General features: G+C 66.4%; 15 protein-coding genes. 11 read left to right on the top strand and 4 right to left on the bottom strand.

The genetic code is table 11. The features are described 5' to 3' along the window. Positions 1–104: 104 nt before the first annotated feature. Positions 105–671 (bottom strand): hypothetical protein, encoded by a 567-nt coding sequence (locus tag E1956_RS24665; protein WP_197732865.1) that lies wholly within the window; start codon positions 669–671, stop codon positions 105–107. Positions 672–1,035: 364 nt separating this feature from the next. On the opposite strand from E1956_RS24665, the gene E1956_RS24660 reads away from it, so the two are divergent. The 6 genes from E1956_RS24660 to E1956_RS24640 all read left to right on the top strand — a co-directional run bounded on the left by E1956_RS24660 (position 1,036) and on the right by E1956_RS24640 (position 7,979). Then, a complete protein-coding gene (locus E1956_RS24660; RefSeq protein ID WP_134753756.1) occupies positions 1,036–2,301 on the top strand; it encodes an MFS transporter in 1,266 nt (421 codons plus the stop codon). Positions 2,302–2,500: 199 nt separating this feature from the next. After that, a complete protein-coding gene (locus tag E1956_RS24655) occupies positions 2,501–2,953 on the top strand; it encodes a zinc-finger-containing protein (RefSeq protein ID WP_134753754.1) in 453 nt (150 codons plus the stop codon). A 151-nt stretch (positions 2,954–3,104) separates the two neighbouring features. Then, entirely contained in the window at positions 3,105–3,560 is a 456-nt protein-coding gene (locus tag E1956_RS24650; RefSeq protein WP_134753752.1) for a hypothetical protein, read from the top strand. 899 nt (positions 3,561–4,459) lie between these two features. After that, positions 4,460–4,630 (top strand): hypothetical protein, encoded by a 171-nt coding sequence (locus E1956_RS46250; protein WP_167760104.1) that lies wholly within the window; start codon positions 4,460–4,462, stop codon positions 4,628–4,630. A 246-nt stretch (positions 4,631–4,876) separates the two neighbouring features. Next, positions 4,877–6,628 (top strand): ABC transporter permease, encoded by a 1,752-nt coding sequence (locus tag E1956_RS24645; RefSeq protein WP_134753750.1) that lies wholly within the window; start codon positions 4,877–4,879, stop codon positions 6,626–6,628. A 16-nt stretch (positions 6,629–6,644) separates the two neighbouring features. Beyond that, positions 6,645–7,979 carry an ABC transporter ATP-binding protein gene (locus E1956_RS24640; RefSeq protein WP_028218281.1) on the top strand — a complete coding sequence of 445 codons (1,335 nt, stop codon included), beginning with the start codon at positions 6,645–6,647 and terminating at the stop codon, positions 7,977–7,979. Positions 7,980–8,301: 322 nt separating this feature from the next. Here E1956_RS24640 and E1956_RS24635 read toward each other — a convergent pair whose 3' ends face one another. Continuing rightward, positions 8,302–11,004, bottom strand: a complete 2,703-nt coding sequence (locus tag E1956_RS24635) for a mechanosensitive ion channel family protein (RefSeq protein WP_197732864.1) — start codon at positions 11,002–11,004, stop codon at positions 8,302–8,304. 934 nt (positions 11,005–11,938) lie between these two features. Between E1956_RS24635 and E1956_RS24630 the strand changes: the two genes are divergently transcribed. From E1956_RS24630 to E1956_RS24615, 4 genes are read left to right on the top strand one after another with little or no spacing between them, the layout of a single operon-like run. Further along, positions 11,939–12,238: a YtcA family lipoprotein gene (locus E1956_RS24630; protein ID WP_134753748.1), complete on the top strand. Its 300-nt coding sequence runs from the start codon at positions 11,939–11,941 to the stop codon at positions 12,236–12,238. A gap of 17 nt (positions 12,239–12,255) precedes the next feature. Further along, positions 12,256–13,305 carry a multidrug transporter subunit MdtN gene (gene mdtN, locus E1956_RS24625; RefSeq protein ID WP_134753746.1) on the top strand — a complete coding sequence of 350 codons (1,050 nt, stop codon included), beginning with the start codon at positions 12,256–12,258 and terminating at the stop codon, positions 13,303–13,305. 17 nt (positions 13,306–13,322) lie between these two features. Then, positions 13,323–15,440 carry an FUSC family protein gene (locus E1956_RS24620; protein WP_134753744.1) on the top strand — a complete coding sequence of 706 codons (2,118 nt, stop codon included), beginning with the start codon at positions 13,323–13,325 and terminating at the stop codon, positions 15,438–15,440. A 1-nt stretch (position 15,441) separates the two neighbouring features. Continuing rightward, positions 15,442–16,884 (top strand): MdtP family multidrug efflux transporter outer membrane subunit, encoded by a 1,443-nt coding sequence (locus E1956_RS24615; RefSeq protein ID WP_134753742.1) that lies wholly within the window; start codon positions 15,442–15,444, stop codon positions 16,882–16,884. 129 nt (positions 16,885–17,013) lie between these two features. Here E1956_RS24615 and E1956_RS24610 read toward each other — a convergent pair whose 3' ends face one another. Next, positions 17,014–17,841 carry an IclR family transcriptional regulator gene (locus E1956_RS24610; protein WP_134753740.1) on the bottom strand — a complete coding sequence of 276 codons (828 nt, stop codon included), beginning with the start codon at positions 17,839–17,841 and terminating at the stop codon, positions 17,014–17,016. 35 nt (positions 17,842–17,876) lie between these two features. Continuing rightward, on the bottom strand, positions 17,877–19,043 hold the full coding sequence (locus tag E1956_RS24605) for an acyl-CoA dehydrogenase family protein (RefSeq protein WP_134753738.1): 1,167 nt from the start codon (positions 19,041–19,043) through the stop codon (positions 17,877–17,879). 454 nt (positions 19,044–19,497) lie between these two features. Between E1956_RS24605 and E1956_RS24600 the strand changes: the two genes are divergently transcribed. After that, on the top strand, positions 19,498–20,787 hold the full coding sequence (locus E1956_RS24600; RefSeq protein WP_134753736.1) for an MFS transporter: 1,290 nt from the start codon (positions 19,498–19,500) through the stop codon (positions 20,785–20,787). The last annotated feature ends 113 nt before the right edge of the window (positions 20,788–20,900 follow it).

Genomic DNA, 20,900 nt, shown 5'->3' with positions numbered 1-20,900 from the left:
GCTCGCGTGCCCGATGGCGGGGGCTCGCGGAGCGTGTCTGATAGTGCTTGGCGCGCGTAGACGTCGGCTCGCGCGCTCACGTCGGCTCGCGTGCGCGCGGTGGCTCAGGCGGCGTCCCTTTGCATGGAAGCGCCTACGCCGGCATCGACGGCCGCTGGCGGTCTCGCTGCTGCATCGCCCATAGTGGTGCGCGCGTCTTCCCGATGTCGTGCGAGCACGTGCCCGACGCCCAGCCGGACGAACGCGGTATCGAGACGCTCCAGTTCGGCTGCGGTTCGCCGCATGGCGTCCGTGTCGAGGCTGAAGGCGTCGGAGAAGAGCGCGTCGCGGGTCTTGTCGAGGCGGCGCGCGTCGCGAATCGCGCGCTTGAGTTCGCGATGCTGCGCAAAGCGCGCACCGTCGACGCGACGCGCCAGCGCCGTCAGCAATGGCTGCAGCGAAGCGCCGCTGTTCCCGCGCGGCTGTGGCTCGCCCGCTGCGGCGGCGAACAGGCGGTTGAAGCGGTCGATGCTCTCGCGCAGGCGCCGGAAGGCGTCGACGATGTCGCGAATCTGCTCCGCGCGCTCGAGTCCGGACGCGGGGCGCAAGATCGTGAACGTTGCCGGGACGGGGTCGGTTGCCCGCTTGCCGGACGCCTGCGTGCCGAACGCACCGATGCTGGTTGCCGGCACGGCAGACGCCAGTAAGTCGGCTCCCCGCTCGCCGGCCGTTCGCACTCCCGGCGTTGACACGCCGCACGGCGACGCCGCGCGCGGCAGCATGGCGCTCAGCGTGCCAGGTGCGCGAGGCGTGCTCGTGGCGTTTCCCGCTGCATTCGTCGCCAGGGACCGACGGCTCACTCAAGCACCTCTTTCTGACTAATGGATTCCGGATCGCGCATCGGGAGGCCCGACGCATTCGTTATATTCTAATGTATATATCGATGCCAGTAATCCGCCGCGCACATGAATCGGGGCTCGCCGGTGCGCTCAGACCCGCTGCTTTAAAATATGCTGCTTTGCACGTCGCCCGCGCGCCGCGCCCTTCCCGCCGTTCATGAACATACCTTCGTCCGCACCCGAGGCTGCGCCCGGGCGTCTCGCGCGCAATCGCGGTTTCCAGCGCTTGTGGAGCGCACGCGTGCTCGCCTCGATGTCGTTCCAGATGCTCGCCGTTGCAATGGGCTGGCACGTCTATGCGCTCACGAAGAGCGCGTTTGCGCTCGGCCTCGTCGGCCTCTCGCAGTTCCTGCCGATGTTCCTCCTCACGCTCGTCGTCGGCCATGTCGCGGACCGCTACGACCGCCGGCGCATCGCCGCCGTGTGCCAGGGCGTCGAGTGCGCCGCCGCGCTCACCTTCGCGTGCGGCACCTTCGGCGGCTGGCTGAGCGCGCCGGTCATCTACGCGCTGGCGGCCTGTGTGGGCGCGGCGCGCGCGTTCGAGTCGCCGGCCGTGTCTTCGCTGCTGCCCGCCGTGGTGCCGCGCGCGCAGTTGCCCACGGCCACCGCCTGGTCGACCTCGGCGAGCCAGACCGCGCAGATCGTCGGGCCGGCTCTGGGCGGCCTGCTTTACGGCGTTGGCGCGGGGCCCGCCTATATCGCGTGTGCGCTGTCGTTCGCCGTGGCCGCCGTGCTCTCGTCGAGCATCGCGCTGCAGGCGCGGCCCGCCGTCCGCGCGCCCGTCACGCTTGCCTCGGTGTTCTCGGGTATCGCCTTCATCCGTTCGCAGCCCGTGATTCTCGGCGCGCTCTCGCTCGACCTGTTCGCCGTGTTGTTCGGCGGCGCGACGGCGCTCTTGCCCGTCTTCGCACGCGATATCCTGCATGCGGGCCCGCTGGCGCTCGGATTGCTGCGCTCGGCTTCGGCGGTGGGCGCGCTCACGGGCTCGATCTGGCTCGCGCATTTTCCGCTGCGCAGGCGTCCCGGCCTCGCGATGTTCGGCGGCGTGATCGTGTTCGGCTGCGCGACCATCGCGTTCGGGCTGTCGCACAACATCGCCGTGTCGCTTATCGCGCTCGCGGTGCTTGGCGCATCGGACGTGGTGAGTGTGGTCGTGCGCACGTCGCTCGTACAGCTGCGCACGCCCGAGCACACGCTGGGGCGCGTAAGTGCCGTCAATTCGCTTTTTATCGGCACTTCGAATCAGTTGGGCGAGTTCGAGTCGGGCCTGACGGCCGGATGGTGGGGCGCGCAACCCGCAGTGCTGGTGGGCGGCGTGGCGACCATCGGCGTGGCGCTGCTGTGGATGAAGCTCTTTCCCGCCCTGCGCGAGACGCGCTCGCTCGAGCACGAGGAGACGCGGGCCGCCGCAGGCGCGGGGTGAGCGAGGTGTGGGCGGGCGGGGGTCCGCCGTGCCGTCCGTTGATGCTTTCCCGGTATCCTTTTACCGAGGCGCGCGTTGTTCCCGCCCCACCGGGCCGTCACGCCAATGCGCTCCAGCTGCAACGCGGCTACACCGCAAACGCAATCACCATCAAGCAAGTGTTTATGCAACGATCGACTTTCACCCTCGGGAGCCCCGCATGCGCGTAGGCCGACCGGTCAAGGCGCTGCCGCAGCCGCTGTGCGACTACTGCGGCGCGAAGGCGCAGCTCGCCCGCCATGGCGACGAAGCCTATCCGTACCGCGACGATCACGGCCCGCTCTGGGTCTGCGCGGCCTGCGAGGCATGGATTGGCGTGCCCGCGCGCAGCACGCGCAACGTGCCGCTCGGGCGGCTCGCCAATGCCGCGCTGCGCGACGCCAAGAGCCGCCTGCACGATGCGCTCGAGCCGCTCGTCGCCGCCAAGGTGCGGCGCGACAAGGTGAACGTGTTCGAGGCCCGCGGCCGTGCGCTGCGCTGGCTCGCCGAGGAACTCGGCTTCGACCTGCCGAATCCCTCGATCCACCATCTGACACTCGAACAGTGCGAAGCGGCCATCCGCCACGTGGAAGCTTTCATGGCGGCCCGCCGCGGGTCCGACGACGCGCGCTAGCGCGAGGCCGGCGCATCGCGTCGCCGGCTCGCACCGGCTCGCACCGGCGCCAGCCCTGTCACCATTCGTTACATCCATCTCGCGCGGCGGCGCTCAACCTTGGGCGCCAGGTGCCGTTAATGCATCTGAAGAATGACCTTTTTCGTGCGACATGGCCAAGACGATCCCCTTTCCGCAGCACAAGAGCACCCGCGCCCGGCGCAATAAGGCCGAGTTGCTGCCGATGCCGCGCGCAAGCGCGGAGGACCTCGCGCTGCAAGTGCATCTGGCGCTGGCGTCGTTGCGCGCGGACGGCACCCAGCACGACGCGCAGGCGCTCCTGCATGCGCACGTGCTCGCGCAGTCGATTGCCGGCGCGGGCTACGGCGCGCTGACGCCCGAGCAGGTGCGCTGCGCCGACGAGGCGATCCTCGCGTGCTTCGCGCGCGGCGGCGCTGAGGACGACTGGCGTCTCGACGACGCGCAGTTCGAGGCCGTGAAGGCCATCGTGAGCGTGTACGACCATCAGTTGCAGAGCGCGCCGTTCTGGGTGCTGGCGGAGGCCAGCGAGCGGCTGGAACGCATGCGCACGGGCGAGGCACGGCAGCCAATGCGCAAGCGCGCGTGAAGCAGGCGGCCACGCGGCTCGACCAGGGGCACGGCGGGGCATCGGGCACCGGGATTGCGCGTTGTGTACGAGGTGGTCAAGCGGTCCGCCCCCAATGCGCAGCGCAGCGAGGGGAGCAGAAAGAAGTGAGCGCCGCCGCAAGCGGGGCCAGATAAAAGCCAGTGATGTTCGATGGAGCGTCGCGCCGCACTCTCGCTAGCTTGGGACGGCCGCGTGGTGTCCTCGGGCTGGCCGTGCAGTGGCCTTGTGGCGGCATTGGCACGAGATTTGACGCGAGGCGCGAATCGTGTTGACTTCCGGCAGTGGGCGTGACTAAAATTCGCCCGTCTTAACAAAAGGGGCTGACGCCTTGGACAGTAGCAGTTGTCGATCTTCGATTAGTTTCGCTGCCTGACCGGCACGACGTCCGCGCTCCCTTTCTTTCAGCCGCCGTCTTGCCAGCCAGGCAGATGGTGCGCGTCCAGCAGTAATCTCCGTGCACTCTGATTAGCGTCGACCCGGCGCCGCCGCGTTGTTGTTTCGCGCGCAGCACCAGGCCGATATCGCGCCGTGAGCGAATTTCGCTCGCGGCACGGTCCGTTTATTGCGCGCATTGGCAGCCGATGCGCTGCGATGCGCGGACCGCCACTTGCGCCGCGCATGGTGCAGGCCGGGATGGTCCAGGTCAGTATGGCCCAGGCCGTTTCGGCCCCCCGCGCGCCGCCGTGACGATGAGGAGTTCCGATGTCCGACAGTGACAGTTATCCGTTATGCCGCTTCCTTTTTTCGTTCCCTGAGGAAAGCGCGCAGACTTAAAGCCGCTGTAGCGCGCCGAATTGGCCTTGCATTGCGCGCAGCTGGGTCTGCTGGCTTTCCTCGCCATGGCGTCCACGCGAATGCGGGACGCGAGGAGATTCAGCATGAACTTCGGCCTTCTTCTGCCGCACCTGCCGCAAACGCAGCAAAACCTCCATCCCGATGTGATCGGCGCCCGCCAGCGCGTGCCGGCCGCTCCGCCGTGCCGCCATCCGAGACTTGCCGCGCGCTGGCGAGACTTGCGCGCACGGGTGTTCCGGAGCGCGCGGGGCTGACGTAGCTTGCGAGAGCAAGCCAAAAGCTAGACAAGAAAGCGCGGCCCCGCGCACCTGTGCCGCTATCGCGCATGGCGATGCAGGCGAGGCGCAAGGGCCGCGCGACAGCAACAAACAGCAACATCCAGAAACGCCGGTGCTTCAACACATGAATCAGTTCAATCTGCTCAACCGCTCGATGCGAACGACTCGCCGCGCAACGCGCGCACGCGGCGCCGTGCATGCATCCGTCCAAGGAGGCCGCTGATGGAGTTCAGCTTCAACCTGAACCGCACGGCCAACGCTTCGGCGTGGCGCGTGCTGCCCAATCGCTGGGACTTCGTGGCGTTCCCGCTGATCATCGGCCTGATCGCCATGGCCGTCGTGGGCTTTCATCAGACCATGGCGCCCATTGGCGTGCTCAAGACGCAGACGATCTCGCTCGATCCGGCGATGCTGCCCGAGTACGCCTTGCGCACCACGCTGCGCATGCTCGCGGCGATGGTCGCCTCGCTCGTGTTCACGCTCGTCTATGGCACGCTCGCGGCCAAGAGCCGCCGCGCGGGCCAGGTGCTGGTGCCGATTCTCGACATCCTGCAGTCGGTGCCGGTGCTCGGCTACATCTCGTTCACGGTCACCTTCTTCCTCGCGCTGTTTCCCTCGCGCGTGCTGGGCGCGGAGCTCGCGGCGATCTTCGCGATCTTCACGAGCCAGGCCTGGAACATGACCTTCAGCTTCTACCAGTCGCTGCGCACCGTGCCGCGCGATCTCGATGAAGTCTCGCGAGGCTTTCACCTCACGGCATGGCAGCGTTTCTGGAAGCTCGAGGTGCCGTTCTCGATGCCGGGCCTCATCTGGAACATGATGATGTCGATGTCGGGCGGCTGGTTCTTCGTGGTGGCCTCCGAGGCGATCACGGTGGGCAACAACACGATCACGCTGCCGGGCATCGGCGCGTATCTGGCGCAGGCGATCACGGAAAAGAACCTGCACGCGGTGGGCTGGGTCATTCTCGCGATGACGGTGGTGATTCTGGCCTACGACCAGTTCCTGTTCCGCCCGCTGGTGGCCTGGGCCGACAAGTTCCGCATGGAGACCACCTCTTCGGGCGATGCGCCCGAGTCGTGGCTGCTCGACCTGATCCGCCGTACGCGCCTGATTCACCGTCTGCTTGTGCCGATGGGCTTCATGCTCGCCACGCTCGCACGCATCCCCATTCGCGTGCAGTTGCCGAAGGCCATGCCCGCGGCGAGCGCCGCGCTCACCAAGCGCTCGCGCCTGGGCGACATCCTCTGGGCCATTTTTGTGATCGCGCTCACGGCGTACGTGGTCTGGCGCGTGGTCGCGTTCGTGCGCACCGGCGTGACGCTCGACGAAGTCGGCCATGTGTTCGTGCTCGGCCTCATTACGCTGTTTCGCGTGATGCTGCTGATCGTGATCGCCTCGGTGATCTGGGTGCCGCTTGGTGTGCTGATCGGCCTGCGCCCCGCCCTCGCCGAAAAGGTCCAGCCGCTTGCGCAGTTCCTCGCGGCGTTCCCGGCGAACCTGCTGTTCCCGGTGTTCGTGATCGTGATCGTGCGCTTCCACCTGAATCCGGACATCTGGCTCTCGCCGCTGATCGTGCTCGGCACGCAGTGGTACATCCTGTTCAACGTGATCGCCGGCGCCACGGCCTATCCGAACGACTACAAGGAAGCGGCGAAGAACTTCCGCATCCGCGGCTGGCAGTGGTGGCGCCAGGCGATGCTGCCCGGCATCTTCCCGTACTACGTCACGGGCGCGATTACCGCCTCGGGCGGCGCGTGGAACGCGAGCATCGTGTCCGAGTTCGTGCAGTGGGGCGACACGAAAATCCAGGCGCACGGCCTGGGCGCGTATATCGCGCAAACGACCGCCGCCGGCGACTTCCCGAAAATCATTCTGGGCATCGCGATGATGTCCTTGTTCGTCACGCTGTTCAACCGCGTGCTCTGGCGTCCGTTGTACACGTTCGCCGAGTCCCGGCTGCGGCTCGATTGAGATGGAGTAGACCAACATGCTGAATCCCCAAACCGTCTCAGCCGACCTGCTGTCGGTGCGTCCCGTTCCGGGCAAGGAAGTGCTCGCGGTCAAGAACGTTTCGCGCGGCTTTGCGAAGAAGGACGACGAGCGCCTCGTGCTCGACGACGTCAATCTCTCGCTGCGCGAAGGCGAAATCGTCGGGCTGCTCGGGCGTTCGGGCTCGGGCAAGTCCACGTTGTTGCGCATCATCTCCGGCCTGATCGAGGCCACCTCGGGCGAGGTGAACTGGCTCGGCAAGCCGCTCGAAGGCCCGGCCGAAGGCGTCTCGATGGTGTTCCAGACCTTCGCGCTGTTCCCGTGGCTCACGGTGCTGCAGAACGTGGAAGCGGGCCTCGAAGCGCAGGGCGTGGGCGCGCGCGAGCGCCGCGAACGGGCCCTCGCCGCCATCGACCTGATCGGTCTGGACGGCTTCGAGAACGCCTACCCGCGCGAGCTTTCGGGCGGCATGCGCCAGCGCGTGGGCTTCGCGCGCGCGCTCGTCGTGGACCCGGCACTGCTGCTGATGGACGAGCCGTTTTCGGCGCTCGACGTGCTCACGGCTGAAACGCTGCGCACCGATTTGCTCGACCTGTGGACGCAAGGCCGCATGCCGATCAAGTCGATGCTGATCGTCACGCACAACATTGAAGAAGCGGTGTTCATGTGCGACCGCATTCTCGTGCTCTCGTCGAATCCGGGGCGCGTGGTGGCGGAGATCAAGGTGCCGTTCAAGCATCCGCGCAATCGCCTGGACCCGGCGTTCCGCAAGCTCGTCGACGACATCTACGCGAAGATGACCGCGCGCGAAGCGGCCGAAGCTTCGCAACGGCGCCTCGAAGTGGGCAGCCGTTTGCCCGACGTCTCCACGAACCTGATGGCGGGCTTGATCGAGACGCTGGCGGCCGCGCCGTATCACGGCCGCGCCGACATGCCGGAAATCGCGCGCTCGCTGCATCTCGAAGTGGACGACCTGTTCCCGATTGCCGAAGTGCTGCAGCAGCTCGGCTTTGCCGACGTGCGCGAAGGCGACCTGCTGCTCACGCCGCCCGCGCGCGTGTTCGCGGAGATGGGCACGCAGGCGCGCAAGCTGATGTTCGCCGACCATCTGCTGCGTAATGTGCCGCTCGCGGCGCGGATCAAGAAGGTGCTCAACGAGCGCCCGGGCCATCGCGCACCGCGCGTGCGCTTCGAGCAGGAGCTCGAAGATTTTCTGTCCGACGTTGCGGCGGAAGAGACGCTCGATACGGTGATCGACTGGGGGCGTTACGGTGAGATCTTTTCGTACAACGACCAGTCGGAGATCTTCAGCCTCGAAGACGTGGAGGCCTGATGTTCGCTTGACGTGGTGACATGCAGCGATATCGGACCGGGGCCTTGTGCCCCGGTTTTGTTTTGTGACGCGGCAACGCCGCGACGTGCGCGTACAAAGGTGAGCTTCTTCGGGACTCGTGCAATCGCGCTCGCATCAACGCTTCGCATTGCACGCAGGTCATTGATTGGACTGGAAAGTCCACCGCGAGCCGCACGCGCGGCGGCCGCGCCGTGCCGCTTGAGGTGAGTATTTTCGGGAGTGCATGTGTGAAGCGAGGGTGAGGCCGGCGCGCGCGAGCCGCGCACCGGCCACGGTACTGGGCACCGCATCGGCCACCGCATCAATTCGGTTTGCCGCGCGCCGTGCCGCCCTGCGTGCCGCCCGAACCGCTGCCCTTGCCGTTGCGCGGCTTGGCGTTGCTACCGTCGCCTTGCGTGCCCCTCGGGCCGCCGCGTGCTTCATCGCGTGCGAGCGGCGTGCCGCGATCGTCGTCGTCATCGCCCGCGCCGCTTTCGCCATAGAGGCGCCCTTCGACATCGCCCTCATGTCCGGGGCCAACAAGGAAGCTGCGCTGCGGATTCGCGAGCTCGATGCCGCGCTCCGTGAAGCGCGCCAGCACGCGCCGGTTGAACTCGCGCTGCACGCCCCAGCGCGCCGAGTCCTTGCACTGCATCTGGCCCACGAGCGTCACGCTCGCGCCGTCCACCTGATCCACGCCCCAGTACGCGAAGTCGCTCAGAATGCCCTTCTTGAAGGCCTCGTCGCTGCGGATCTCCGCGCCGATCTCCTTGAGCGTGTCGATGGCGCGCTGCAAATCCGCGCCGTGCGCGATCAACACCTTCACCGCCGCGTTGCCGATGCCGCGGTTCGTGTTGTTCACCGTCGTGACCGAGCTGAACGGCACGGTGTAGAGCGAGCCGTCGCCGCCGCGCAGGCGCACCGTGCGGATCGAGAGGAATTCGACCGTGCCCGAGACGCCCGCGACCGTGATCCAGTCGCCTACCTGCATGGCGTTTTCAGTGAGCAGGAAGATGCCGGTGATGAAGTCCTGCACGAGCTTTTGCGAGCCGAAGCCGAGCGCCACGCCGAAGATGCTCGCGCCCGCGATGAGCGGCGCGGTGTTCACGCCGAGCTGCGAGAGCGCCGTGAGCCCGACCACCACGAAGATCGCAACGAACAGCGTGGTGCGGAACATCGGCAGCAGCGTGCGCAGGCGCGCGGCGCGCACGAAGTCGCCCGCATCGGTCCAGGCGTTCAGGCGCCGCTCGGCGGCGCCGTTCGCCGCCTCCCAGATCACGACGGCCACGGCGATGGCGATGACGATCGTCAGCAGCGCGGAGCCGATCAGATGCCCGATGGGCGCGTTGGCGATGAGACGCCCGGGGTGCAGGCCCCACACCTGCACCACAACGTCGAGCGTGACGATCCATATCGCCGCGGTCAAGATGCGCCGCAGCGCCGGGTAGTAGCGATACGCGCGGCGTTGCGCGATCGTCATGTTGTCGCCGTTGCCGCTCGGATCGAACACGCGGCCGAGCGCCCCGAGCGCGACGATGGCCACCATGCGCCCGGCGAGCAGCACGGCGAGTGAGACGCCGCCGTCGCGCATGAGCTCCTGATAACCGCCGCGCAGGTCGAGCGCCCAGACGAACCACAGCGCCATGACGACGAAGACCGCGGCGGCGGCCCAGATGTCGGAGAACCAGTGTGCGAGATAAGCGAACGACCCGCGTCCGGCGGCCCACTTGCGGATCGCCTCGGCCACGTACGGACGGCACTGCAGGATCGCTACCGCGAGCGCGACGTGGGCGAACAGGATGACGAGCTTCAAGAGTGCGAGATGCGCGTCTTCGGTCATGCCGAGCGGCACCGCCCCGCCCAGCACGCCGCCCACGCCGCCGATGACGACGATGCGCACGAGCCAGCGCTGCGCGAATGCAGCCCATGTGTCGGAGAGCGGCATGAGCCGCAGGGCATCCGAATCCGGCGCGAACAGCATGGTGCCGATGGCGATGATGACGCGGCAGATCACCCATGTGTCGACGACGTGGCCGACGGCCGCTGCTGCTGCGGCGTCCTCCGGACCGAACAGCGAGAGCACGCCTGCGGCGCAGAGTCCAAACGCGATGACGGGCACGAGTTCGAGCAGCGCGACGAGGAACGCCCAGGGCAGGCGCTTGAGCAGGCGCCAATGGTGCGCGCCGCGAATGCGGTGGCGCGCCTCGCGCGCGAGCGAGGCGATGCCTGGCTTGTAGCCGTTGTCGGCTGCGGCGGCGAGAGCGCTTGCTTTTGCGCTGGCCTGCTCGTCGACATTGCCGTCCGCGGTGGCCGGCGCCATCCCGGCTGCGGCGCGCAGGGTTTCCTGATCGGTTTCTGTTTGCACCGCCGCGGTATCGGGCGATAGCGGCGACGCTGGCGCTTTGCTCGCCGCGCCCGCGGCGTTCGACGCCGCAGCTGGGCCGCTCTTGTCCGCAGTCTCTTGCGAGGCCGCTGCGTGCACGGCGAGCGCGCGATGTGGTCTGAGGATCGCGCGGCGCAAGAGCGCCTCGATGGCGAGCGCGGGCACGAGCGTGAGCAGCAGCACACGCAGGAGGGCGCCCAGGATTGCGTGGCCTTCGGGCGTGCCAAGACGCATGCTCCACCAGTCGCGAGCAGACGTGACGTTGACAAGCGCGCCGCGTGCCCGCAGGAGCTTTTGGCCGACGATCTGTGCGCTATGGGCGGCGCCGTCGGCGATTTGCAGCACAAGGCCGTTCGAGCGCAGCGCGTTGGCGAGCGGCGCGGATGCCGCAGCACTGCTCGCCGCCGATGCCGCGGCGGGCGCGCTCGCGCCCGCGCTCGCCGAGGCCGGCGTGGCGAGTGCGCCCGCTGCTGCGATCGCGCGTAGCGTGTCTTCGACGTGTGCGCGTTGCACTGGGTCGTCGAGCACCTGGAGCGCCGAATGCGCCTGTGCGGGCGTCAGCACGACGGGCGCGGCGGGGTTCACCGCGGACGCGGCAGCCGGCGCATCCGCGCGGCACGGTGTGGCGGCGAGCAGCAGCATGCAGGCAAATGCGGCTATCAGGGAGTCGATACGCGGAGCCCGAAGGGATCGACACGCGGATCGTAAGCTGGAAAAAAGGGGCGTCCTTGTCATGGGTATCAGTCGCAACGAATCTCGGTAATTGGCCTCGTCAGGCGGACGGGCGAATGCGTGCAAACAGGCGTTTTCGCGCCCGCAGCCTCATGGACACGGCGCGCGTGCTGATGGGGCGCGCGTCATCGCTCTGTCCGAACGGATGTTGGACGCGCGAGCGCAATTTTTGTGCCGCAGGCCTGGCTGCACGGGCAGTCGTGATGGCTCACGCGCGACGGTGTTGTCGCCGTTCAATTCTGAGATTTGCTTGTCGGCCTGACGGTTCCTGTCGGCCGAATATTTTGGGATTGTTTGAAAGGGATTTTTCTGGAGATTTGATAAAAATTAAAAAAAGTCCGCACATGGTAAATCGGTACAACGTGGTTTTGATCGTGTAACTCGTTAAATTTCAAGGAAAAATTGATGTTCTTTAAAAAGTGAAAAGCATATTTCGGGCTTATGTGTGGAATCCAGGCGAGCAATGCCATTTAAATTGTTTCGATTGCTGCACTTTCTTCCTGCCCCGATAAGGAAATCATCCTTGACTGAGTCAAGAAATCTTACAAACGGAAGCAAATTTCCGACGAGCGTGACTGCCACCGACGTCGTGACCGGGTCAGGTTCGCTCGCGTGGTCGATCCTTTCGTCACGGATTCAGTGCCTTCCACGTCTGGGAAAACACGGTCATCCCGCACCAGAGAGAGCAGCCAAAGGCCCGTACGGTTACACACCGGCGTTTTGCTATGACCCTCGTGCTCATCGGTAGGCAGTTGAGCACCGTATATCCCATTCCGAACTGAGCCATTTCGTTCGTTATCCAGAACAATGTGGCGGGTTCGCAAAGAACGACAGTGATCGATTCATGCCCAGTCTGATCCCAATTCGCCGTCCGGCGCGGTGTGTCGCCGCCGGACGCCTTCTGTGCGGCCTCGCGTTACCGTGGCTGGCCGGTTGTTCGGTCTCGCCATCGATCAGCGTGCTGGGGGCCTATTTCCCCGACTGGATGTTCTGCTTCCTCGGCAGTCTCGCGATGACGCTCATCGTGCGGGCCGTGCTGGTGCGCCTGCAGCGAGAAAGCGTTTTGGGTCCGCCGTTCGTCGCGTATTCCGCATTGCTGTTGCTCTTCTCTCTGCTGTTCTGGCTGCTGTTCTTCAATTCCTGAAATGACGGAGCGGTTTCATGGCTAGTAGCAAGCCGCATCAATTTACCAGCAGGGTCGTTCCGGTACTTCTCGTGCTGGTCACGCTTCTCGTCCTGCTTTACGTGCTCTGGCGCGTCGACACCGCGCCGCGAACTGACGACGCGTACGCCTATGCCGATTCGATCGATGTCGTTCCGGAAGTCAACGGACGCATCGTCGACATGGCCGTGCACGACAACGAGGCGGTCAAGCAGGGCGATGTGCTGTTTCGCATCGACCCGCGGCCTTTCGACGACGAGCTGGCGCGCTCGCGCGCGTCGCTCGCCGCGCTCGACAAGCAGATCTCGCTGATGCAGCGCACGGTCAAGGCGCAGCAATACAACGCCGATTCTGCCCAGGCGGCGGTCGAGCGTGCCCGCGCTGCTGCCTCGCAAGCGGCCCTCACGCTGCGGCGCACAGAGCCGCTCCTCCCCAAAGGCTATGTGTCCGCGGAGGAGGTGGACCGTGCCCGCACCGCGCGCCGCTCCGCTGAGGCCGAACTCGAGGCCGCGCGCTTGCAGGCGCAGCAGGCGTCCGCCTCGGTAACCGGCGTCGACGCCCTGGTCGCACAGCGCGACGTGGTGACGGCAGAGATCGCGCTCGCGGAATTCCGCAAGGAAATGACCATCGTGCGTGCGCCGTTCGATGGCCGGATCGTCTCGTTGAAGACCACGGTGGGTCAGTTTGCATCGCCGCTCAAGCCGCTCTTCACGCTCATCGATAACCGCAACTGGTATGTCGTGGCCAACTTCCGCGAGACCGAGCTCAAGCACATCCGCGCCGGCACGCCCGCGAAGGTCTATCTGATGGCGGATACGGGGCAGCTGTTCGATGGCCGCGTCGACTCCATCGGCTACGGCGTATTGCCGGACGACGGCGGGCTCGTGCTCGAAGGCCTGCCGCGCGTGCAGCGCAGTCTGAACTGGGTGCGAGTCGCGCAGCGCTTCCCCGTGAAGATTCGCGTCGAGCGTCCGAATCCGCAACTGTTCCGGCTGGGCGCCTCGGCGGTGGTCAAGCTCGACCCCGGCTCGAGCACGCAGGCGCGCTGATACAGGAGGCCCGCTGCATGAATGAACCGATTGCACAACGGCTCGCGAACCGCTGGGACTGGCTGGCGAGGGAGCTCACGCCGTTTCCGGGCCGCGGCCAGTTCACGCTGCGCGTGACGCTCGCGTGCGCGATTGCCATCGTGATCTCGGAGACGTTCCAGGTTCCGCAGACGGCCATGTCTCTCGTCGCGGTGCTGTTCACCGCGCAGGCCAACATCACGATGACGCGCGTGATCTTCGTGGCGTTGGTCGTGGCGAATCTCATCGCCATTGCGCTCTATGTCACGGTGCTGCAATTCACCTTCGACTATCCGCTATTGCGCATCGTCTGCTCGAGCATCATCTTCTTCGCTTGCATGTTCTGCGTGCGGATCTCGAAGGCGTTCTACGTGCTGCTCGGGCCGGCCCTGGTGCTGCTCTACGCGCAGTCGTTCGTCGACATGACAGGGCAGGCCGACTATCTCGTGCGGCAGCTGCTCTGGGCCGCGTTGGCGATCACGTACGGCAGCGTGATCATGTTGCTGGTGAATTCGCTGTTTTCGTCGACTCATCCGGAACGTCAGCTTCGCGCTGAGGTGCATCGTCAGCTGGAGCGCGCAGCCGATCGTCTGTGCCGGCTCGTGGCGAACGAACCCGCCCCGCCGGCCCTCTCGCCGCAGGCGTTGCAACAGCAAGTCGCCTCGCTGCAGAGCCTGCTTGATTTTGCCGATATGGCGAGGCCGAAGGACCGCGCCAGCAACGTGTACCGGCAGGCGTGCGTGGCCGCCGTCTCGCGCGCGCAGCACATCTGCAACACTCTGCCCGGCGAGCTTGCTGCGGCATCGCCCGCCTTGCGCCGTGCGCTTGGCCGGCTGCAAGCGCAATTGCCGGCGCTGGAGGCGGCGGTTGCGGGAGAAGCCGCTTTCCGTCTCGCGTGGGAGCCCGACACGGACGAGCGCGCGGCGCTGACCGCGCTGCGTCCGGCGAACGATCTCTACTGCACGCTCGAGGCCATCGATCATTTCGACGCCGCCGCCATGCCCGACCAGGCCGCAGCCAAGCCGCCGTTGCTGCCGCCGGATACCTTCGCGAACCCGGCTTACGTCCGCTTCGCGCTGAAGGTGCTGATCAGCGGCCTGCTCGGCTACTTCGTCTACAACAGCCTGCAATGGGCAGGTATCCATACCATTCTGATCACCAGCGCACTTGTTGCGATGCCGGGCCTGGGCACCTCGGTACGGCAAATGACGCTGCGCCTCTACGGCGCGCTGTTCGGCAGCCTGGCCGCGCTGCTCGTCTTCCTCATCGTCATGCCCCGCATCGACACGATTGTGGGCTTGCTGCTCGCGACGATGCCGATCATGGCCCTGGGGGCCTGGGTTGCCGCTGGCTCCGAGCGGATGGCCTATATGGGCATCCAGGGCGCGGCGACCGCGGCCCTGGCGCTGTTCGAGCATTTCGGTCCCAGCACCGATCTGACCGAGATTCGCGATCGCATGGTCGGCATCCTGCTTGGCGTGTGCCTCTGCTGGGTGGTGTACGCCTTCATCTGGCCGGATAGCGAGCACGACGCCACGCGCAGCAAGCTCGCCGCGTTGCTGCGCTCACTGGCGCAGCTTGTGCGCGCGCCCCTGCGCCAGGACGAGCCGGCGCAGCAGATCGCTTATGCGCAGCGTCAGATGCAATGCTGGTCGTCGCTCAATGAGTGCGACATGGACCTCGAACGGGTGCGCTTCGAACCGCAGTTCAAGCACGGCGCGATGGCGCAGCTGGCCACGCAGGCCGACGCGCTGCTCGCCGTGGTGCGCGAGATGCTCGTCGAACAGGACCGGATTCATGGTCAGGCATCCGGCACCCCGATTGCCGCGCCGGGCGCCGACGCGGCGCTCGCGTCGGCCGGGACGCTGCGCGACGAGACAGCCGCCCTGATCGAGCACTACGCGGCGCGCGTTGCACGAGGCGGCGAGCCGCCGAGCGCCGGGCAGGCCGAATTGCGCGCCCACGCACGGCGGATTACCCCAGCCGACGCGCCGCCCGTTGTCGCGCACGTGCAGCGCCTTGCATGCCTCGCCGCCGACCTTCCGGGCTGGACGCGGCCTGCAGCAGAGACGGACAGCGTCACCGCCGCTCCGACGTCCCCCCGAAAAGCCCCGTGACATGAGCAAGACATCCCTATTCGTCGCAATTTGCCTGGTCGGACTGCTGTCCGGCTGCGCGTTGATGCACCGTGACTCACCGCCCCAGACCCGGATCTCGCCCGATCAGATTCACCTTGCCGGCGACATCCACTTGGCGCGCGACGGCTGGCCCGATGCCCAATGGTGGAAACGCTATGGCGACCCCCAGCTCGACGCGCTGATCGAACTCGCGCTCCAAGATTCGCCGACCATCGCGGGCGCCCAGGCGCGCGTGGCGCAATCGGGCTCGCAGGTCGACCTGATCAAGGCAGGCTCCGGCCTGCAGGTATCGGCGCTGGGCTTTCTGAATCGGGAACGGGCCTCCGGCAATGGCTTCCTCGCACCGTACTCGCTGGATTTGCCGAAGCTGGGCCTCAACGGTCCCTGGTACACCGAAGGGACCGTCGGCTTGTTCGCCGGACTCAATATCGATCTTTGGGGGCGCCAGCGTGCACTCGTGGAGGCGGCAATCGGTGCGCGCAACGCGCGCGTCGCCGAGGCCGCGGCCGTGGAGCTGGGCATTGCGGCGGACGTCGCCCAGCTCTACTTCAGCATGCAGACGAGCTATCGCCTGCTCGACCTGTTGCAGCAGACACACGAGGTGCTGGCGTTCGCCGCAGAAGCGCACCAGGGAAAAGCCGGCACGGGGCTCGAAGCCCTCGTGCCGGTGCGCGGCGCGCGCGGGCAATTGCTGGGCGTCGAACGCCAGATTGCAGCCGCGAAGGGGCAAATCGTGCAGACGCGTGAAATGCTGCGTGCCGTCACTGGCGCGAGCGAGCTGCCTGAGATCAGGCCGGTGGGGTTGCCGCAAGCCGCGGCCGGGTTGCCCGATCAGCTTGCGTACGGCTTGCTGGCGCGCCGGCCCGACCTGCAGGCAATGCGATGGTACGTGGAGGCCTCGCTGAGCGAGATCGATGCCGCGAAGGCCGCGTTCTATCCGAGCCTCGACATCAAGGCGTTTTTCGGACTCGATACCATTCAGCTTAGCAAACTGTTTCGCAGCGCGAGCCAGCAGATCAATCTGATTCCCGGACTGTATCTGCCCATCTTCGATGGCGGCCGCCTCAACGCGAATCTGCATCAGGCGCGCGCAGGCAGCAATGTGATGATCGATCAATACAATCAGGCGGTGCTCAACGCCGTGCGCGACGTCGCCGTGAGCGGAAGCCGGCTGCAAACGCTGGACGAGGAGCGGCAACTGCAGGGCGAGAAAGTCGCGGCGGCCCGCTTTGCGCAGGAGGCCGCCGACGCCGCCTACCAGCGCGGGCTGAGCAGCCGCGTGAGCGCCGAGCAGGCACGCTTGCCGTTGATCGCCGAGCAAACGGCGCTGCTGCTGGTCGATGGCGAGCGGCTGAATCAGAACATCGCACTGACGAAAGCGCTTGGCGGCGGCTATCAGGTCGCTGAAACGGCGCAGAAGTGAATCTGGGAAGGGAGAACGGGCTGAACCGCCGGGTCGCGTTTGCGGCAAGCGCCACGTCGCCAACTCGACGATGAATCGCCCGAAGGCGCTTGCACGGCGAAATGCCGAAATCGCTGAATGGGTTACGCCTCAGGGCATATCGTTTTCGCGCCAGTTCGCGAGGATGCGTGCCTTCGCTTCGAGCAGCGTTTGAACATGCGCGTCGAGATGCTGGCGGATACGCTCGGTTGGTCCGCCTATCGAGAGCCCGTAAAGATCACCGCCGGAGGGCGCTCCGCCAGAGGGCGCACCGCCAGAGGGCGCGCCGCCAGAGGGCGCGCCGCCAGAGGGCGCTCCGCCGAAGTCGAGCGCCACTGCCACCGCGGAAAGCTCGGGCGCGCTCTCGCCGAGATTCGCGTACCAGCCACGCGCTTTCGCGGCGGCGGCCTGCTCCACCAGGGCTTCGAGGCTCGTCACGGTGGCCTCCGTGTAGCGCTCGAACGCGAGCTTCGCGCCGAGCGCGGCCTGGGCCTCGGGCGCGAGTTCGCCGAAAATCGCATTGCCGATCGAGTTCGCATGCAACGGCCGCTGCGCGCCAGGCTCGCATGCATAGCGCACGGCCTTCGCCGATTCGACGACGTCCAGATACACCACCGCCGCGCCATGAATCTTGCCGAGCACGACGGTTTCGCCGCTGGCGTCGCGCAACTCGACAAGGCGCGGATGCATCATCTCCACGACGGGGTCCACGGCGTCGATGGCCTGCGCGAGCAACTGCAGTCGCCGCGTGGGATAGTAGCCGCCGCGCTTGCGCACTTCGTAGAGATAGCCGCGGCTCACGAGCGTGCGCGCGAGTGCAAGGCAGCTCGACGCGGGCACGTCAAGAAGCCGCGCCATTTCGACGAGCGGCAGCGGCCGCTGCTCGGCGGCGAAGAGCTCGAACACGTCGAGCGTGCGGGCAACGAGTTTGACGTCCATATCGGGGCTTGAAAGACGGCGTGGCGCGGGGCGGTTCAATACGATTTCGGCAGGCCGAGCACCTTCTCAGCGATGAAGCAGAGGATCAACTGCGGGCTGACCGGTGCGAGCCTCGGAATCATTGACTCGCGCAAATAGCGCTCGACGTGATACTCCTTTGCGTAGCCCATGCCGCCGAGCGTGGCGATGGCGGTCTGACACGACTGGAACGCGGCTTCGGCGGCAAGGTATTTCGCGGCGTTGGCCTCGGCGCCGCAGGGCTCACTCGCATCGTACAGCGTGGCGGCCTTCATCACCATCAGATTCGCGGCCTCGAGCGCCATCCACGCCTGCGCGAGCGGATGCTGGATGGCCTGGTTTTGCCCGATCGGCCGCCCGAACACCACGCGTTCCTTCGCATAGTTCGTCGCGCGCGCAAGCGCTGCCTGGCCGAGGCCGACCGCTTCCGCCGCAATCAGGATGCGCTCCGGGTTGAGCCCGTGCAGCAGGTAGTGAAAGCCTTTGCCTTCCTCGCCGATGCGGTCTTCCACCGGCACGCGCAGATTGTCGATGAAGAGCATGTTCGAGTCGACGGCCTTGCGGCCCATCTTCTCGATCTCGCGCACTTCCACGCGCGTGCGGTCGAGATCGGTGTAGAAGAGGCTCAGGCCGTCGGTGGGCTTTTGCACGCGATCGAGCGGCGTGGTGCGCGCGATGATCAGCATCTTGTTGGCGACCTGCGCCGTCGAGATCCAGATCTTGCGGCCCGAGAGCACGTAGTGGTCGCCTTCGCGCACGGCCTGCGTCTTCAGATGCGTGGTGTCGAGGCCGGCGTCGGGCTCCGTGACGGCGAAGCACGCCTTGTCGCGGCCCGCGATGAGCGGCGGCAGGAAGCGCCGCTTCTGCGCTTCGGAGCCGAACACCTGCACGGGGTTCAAGCCGAAGATGTTCATGTGCACGGCCGATGCACCCGAGAGCCCCGCACCCGAGCCGCTGATCGTACGCATCATGAGCGCGGCTTCCGTCATGCCGAGCCCGGCGCCGCCATACTCCGGCGACATGGCGATGCCGAGCCAGCCGGCATCGGCGAGCGTGCGGTGCAACTCGTGCGGGAAACCGCCTTCGCGGTCGCGTTCGAGCCAGTAGGCGTCGTCGAATCGCGCGCAAATCTTCTCGATGGCGGCGACGATGGCTTGCTGGTCTTCAGTCAGATTGAATTGCATCGCGAGCTTCCTGGTGGGGCAGCGCTTGGCCGGAGCCACATCGGCTACGGGCCTGTGATACGGACTGCAGATTATGTGGAGCGGGTGTGAGACGTCCACAGGCACATGCCGCAGGGCGACTTTTTGAATTGGCAATATTGCAACTAACAGCCAATCCCGGCAACCCACCACGAGGTGGCTGCGTCACGCGGTTAAAGGGCGTCTCGTGCACAGCCGGCGGGCTTGCAGCCCGTGGTCCCGTGCCGTTAGGTGATGGATAAATTCATGTCTATGAATTTATATTCACACACAAGAATTTCAGAGTCAAGAGCTTAGATCCCAGCCGACTCCGCGCCAGGACTCCGCGCGCGGCCCGCGCCGGGGCGGGTTTTGATCAGTGGCGCGCGGCGCACCCCCGGTGCTACCTTTGCACGAAACTTCAACCAGGCTGCGCAGCGGCCACCGGAGACTGCCCATGAACAGCGTCAGCATGACCGCAGTGAGCAAGGGCAAGCTAAGTCGCAAGCAGTTGATTTTCGCAGCCACCATCGGCAATGCGCTCGAGTTCTTCGACTTCACGGTCTACAGCTTCTTCGCGCTCACGATCGGCAAGCTGTTCTTTCCCACCATGTCGAGCTACGGGCAATTGCTCGCCTCGGTGGCGACCTTCGGCGTGGGCTTCGTGATGCGCCCGCTCGGCGGCGTCGTGATCGGCGCCTACGCGGATCGAGCGGGCCGCAAGCCCGCCATGACGCTCACCATCTTCATGATGGCGCTGGGCTGCGCACTGATCGGCCTCGCGCCCACCTATGCCCAGATCGGTGTGGCGGCGCCCATCATTATCGTGTTCGCACGGCTGTTGCAGGGCTTCTCGGCGGGCGGGGAGGTGGGCGCTTCCACCACGCTCCTGATCGAGGCGGGCACGCCGGCCAATCGCGGGCTGCTCGGCAGCTGCCAGTTCGCGAGCCAGGGCATCGGCGTTTCGCTCGGCGCGCTGATGGCAGGACTGCTGACGAATTTTCTTCATCCCGAGAGCCTGCTCGCGTGGGGCTGGCGCGTGCCGTTTCTGATGGGCGTGGCGATTGCGCCGATCGGCATGTGGATCCGCCGCCGTCTCGAAGAGCAGACCCAGACCGATGCGCGTCCCGTGCGCACGCCCGTGCTCGCGGTGCTGCACGACCATTGGCGCCGCGCGCTGCTGGGCACGCTGCTCACGATGGGCTCGACGGTGATCGCTTATGTCGTCACGTTCTACATGCCCACCTACGCGATCCACGAACTCAAGGTGCCCGCGCCTACTGCGTTGCTGGCGGGCCTCGTGTCCGGCGTGGTGACCTTCGTCGTCGGGCCGCTGGCTGGGCTGCTCTCGGACCGTATCAGCCGCCGCGCACTGGTGTTCTGGCCGCGCGTGGCCGTGGTGCTGCTGATCTGGCCGGCGTTCCAGTGGCTCTCGAGCGGCCCGGACGCCGCGCGCCTCCTGATTACCGTGGGCGGCCTGAGCGTGCTGCTCGCCCTGCAGGCCGCGCCCGCCATCACGATGCTGCCCGAGATGTTCCCGCGCGCCGTGCGGGCGACGGGCATGGCCATCGTCTACAGCGTGGGCGTGGCAATCTTCGGGGGCTTCGCGCAGGCGATTGCCACCTGGCTCATCAAGGCCACGGGCGACCTGCACGCGCCCGCGTGGTACGTGATGGTCTGTGCGGCGCTGTCGTGCCTCGCGCTGCCATTCATCCGCGATTTGACCGGCAAGCCGCTGGAGGATTGAGGACGCCTTGCGGCTCAGGCGCTCAGGCGCTCAGGCGCTCAGACGCTCAGACGCTCAGACGCTCAGACGCTCAGACGCTCAGACGCTCAGACGCTCAGACGCTCAGACGCTCA

The sequence above is a fragment of the Paraburkholderia pallida genome, assembly GCF_004524855.1.
In the GTDB taxonomy this organism is placed as follows: domain Bacteria; phylum Pseudomonadota; class Gammaproteobacteria; order Burkholderiales; family Burkholderiaceae; genus Paraburkholderia; species Paraburkholderia oxyphila.
This window is presented reverse-complemented; position numbering and strand designations above follow the sequence as displayed.

What these genes read in the sequence shown, in the direction of transcription:
- E1956_RS24610 (WP_134753740.1), bottom strand. Translation starts at nt 17,841, where the DNA reads ATGGACGTCAAACTCGTTGCCCGCACGCTCGACGTGTTCGAGCTCTTC.
- E1956_RS24655 (WP_134753754.1), top strand. Translation starts at nt 2,501, where the DNA reads ATGCGCGTAGGCCGACCGGTCAAGGCGCTGCCGCAGCCGCTGTGCGAC.
- E1956_RS24630 (WP_134753748.1), top strand. Translation starts at nt 11,939, where the DNA reads ATGCCCAGTCTGATCCCAATTCGCCGTCCGGCGCGGTGTGTCGCCGCC.
- E1956_RS24600 (WP_134753736.1), top strand. Translation starts at nt 19,498, where the DNA reads ATGAACAGCGTCAGCATGACCGCAGTGAGCAAGGGCAAGCTAAGTCGC.
- E1956_RS24605 (WP_134753738.1), bottom strand. Translation starts at nt 19,043, where the DNA reads ATGCAATTCAATCTGACTGAAGACCAGCAAGCCATCGTCGCCGCCATC.
- E1956_RS24660 (WP_134753756.1), top strand. Translation starts at nt 1,036, where the DNA reads ATGAACATACCTTCGTCCGCACCCGAGGCTGCGCCCGGGCGTCTCGCG.
- E1956_RS24635 (WP_197732864.1), bottom strand. Translation starts at nt 11,004, where the DNA reads ATGCTGCTGCTCGCCGCCACACCGTGCCGCGCGGATGCGCCGGCTGCC.
- E1956_RS24645 (WP_134753750.1), top strand. Translation starts at nt 4,877, where the DNA reads ATGGAGTTCAGCTTCAACCTGAACCGCACGGCCAACGCTTCGGCGTGG.
- E1956_RS46250 (WP_167760104.1), top strand. Translation starts at nt 4,460, where the DNA reads ATGAACTTCGGCCTTCTTCTGCCGCACCTGCCGCAAACGCAGCAAAAC.
- E1956_RS24620 (WP_134753744.1), top strand. Translation starts at nt 13,323, where the DNA reads ATGAATGAACCGATTGCACAACGGCTCGCGAACCGCTGGGACTGGCTG.
- E1956_RS24650 (WP_134753752.1), top strand. Translation starts at nt 3,105, where the DNA reads ATGGCCAAGACGATCCCCTTTCCGCAGCACAAGAGCACCCGCGCCCGG.
- E1956_RS24615 (WP_134753742.1), top strand. Translation starts at nt 15,442, where the DNA reads ATGAGCAAGACATCCCTATTCGTCGCAATTTGCCTGGTCGGACTGCTG.
- E1956_RS24640 (WP_028218281.1), top strand. Translation starts at nt 6,645, where the DNA reads ATGCTGAATCCCCAAACCGTCTCAGCCGACCTGCTGTCGGTGCGTCCC.
- mdtN (WP_134753746.1), top strand. Translation starts at nt 12,256, where the DNA reads ATGGCTAGTAGCAAGCCGCATCAATTTACCAGCAGGGTCGTTCCGGTA.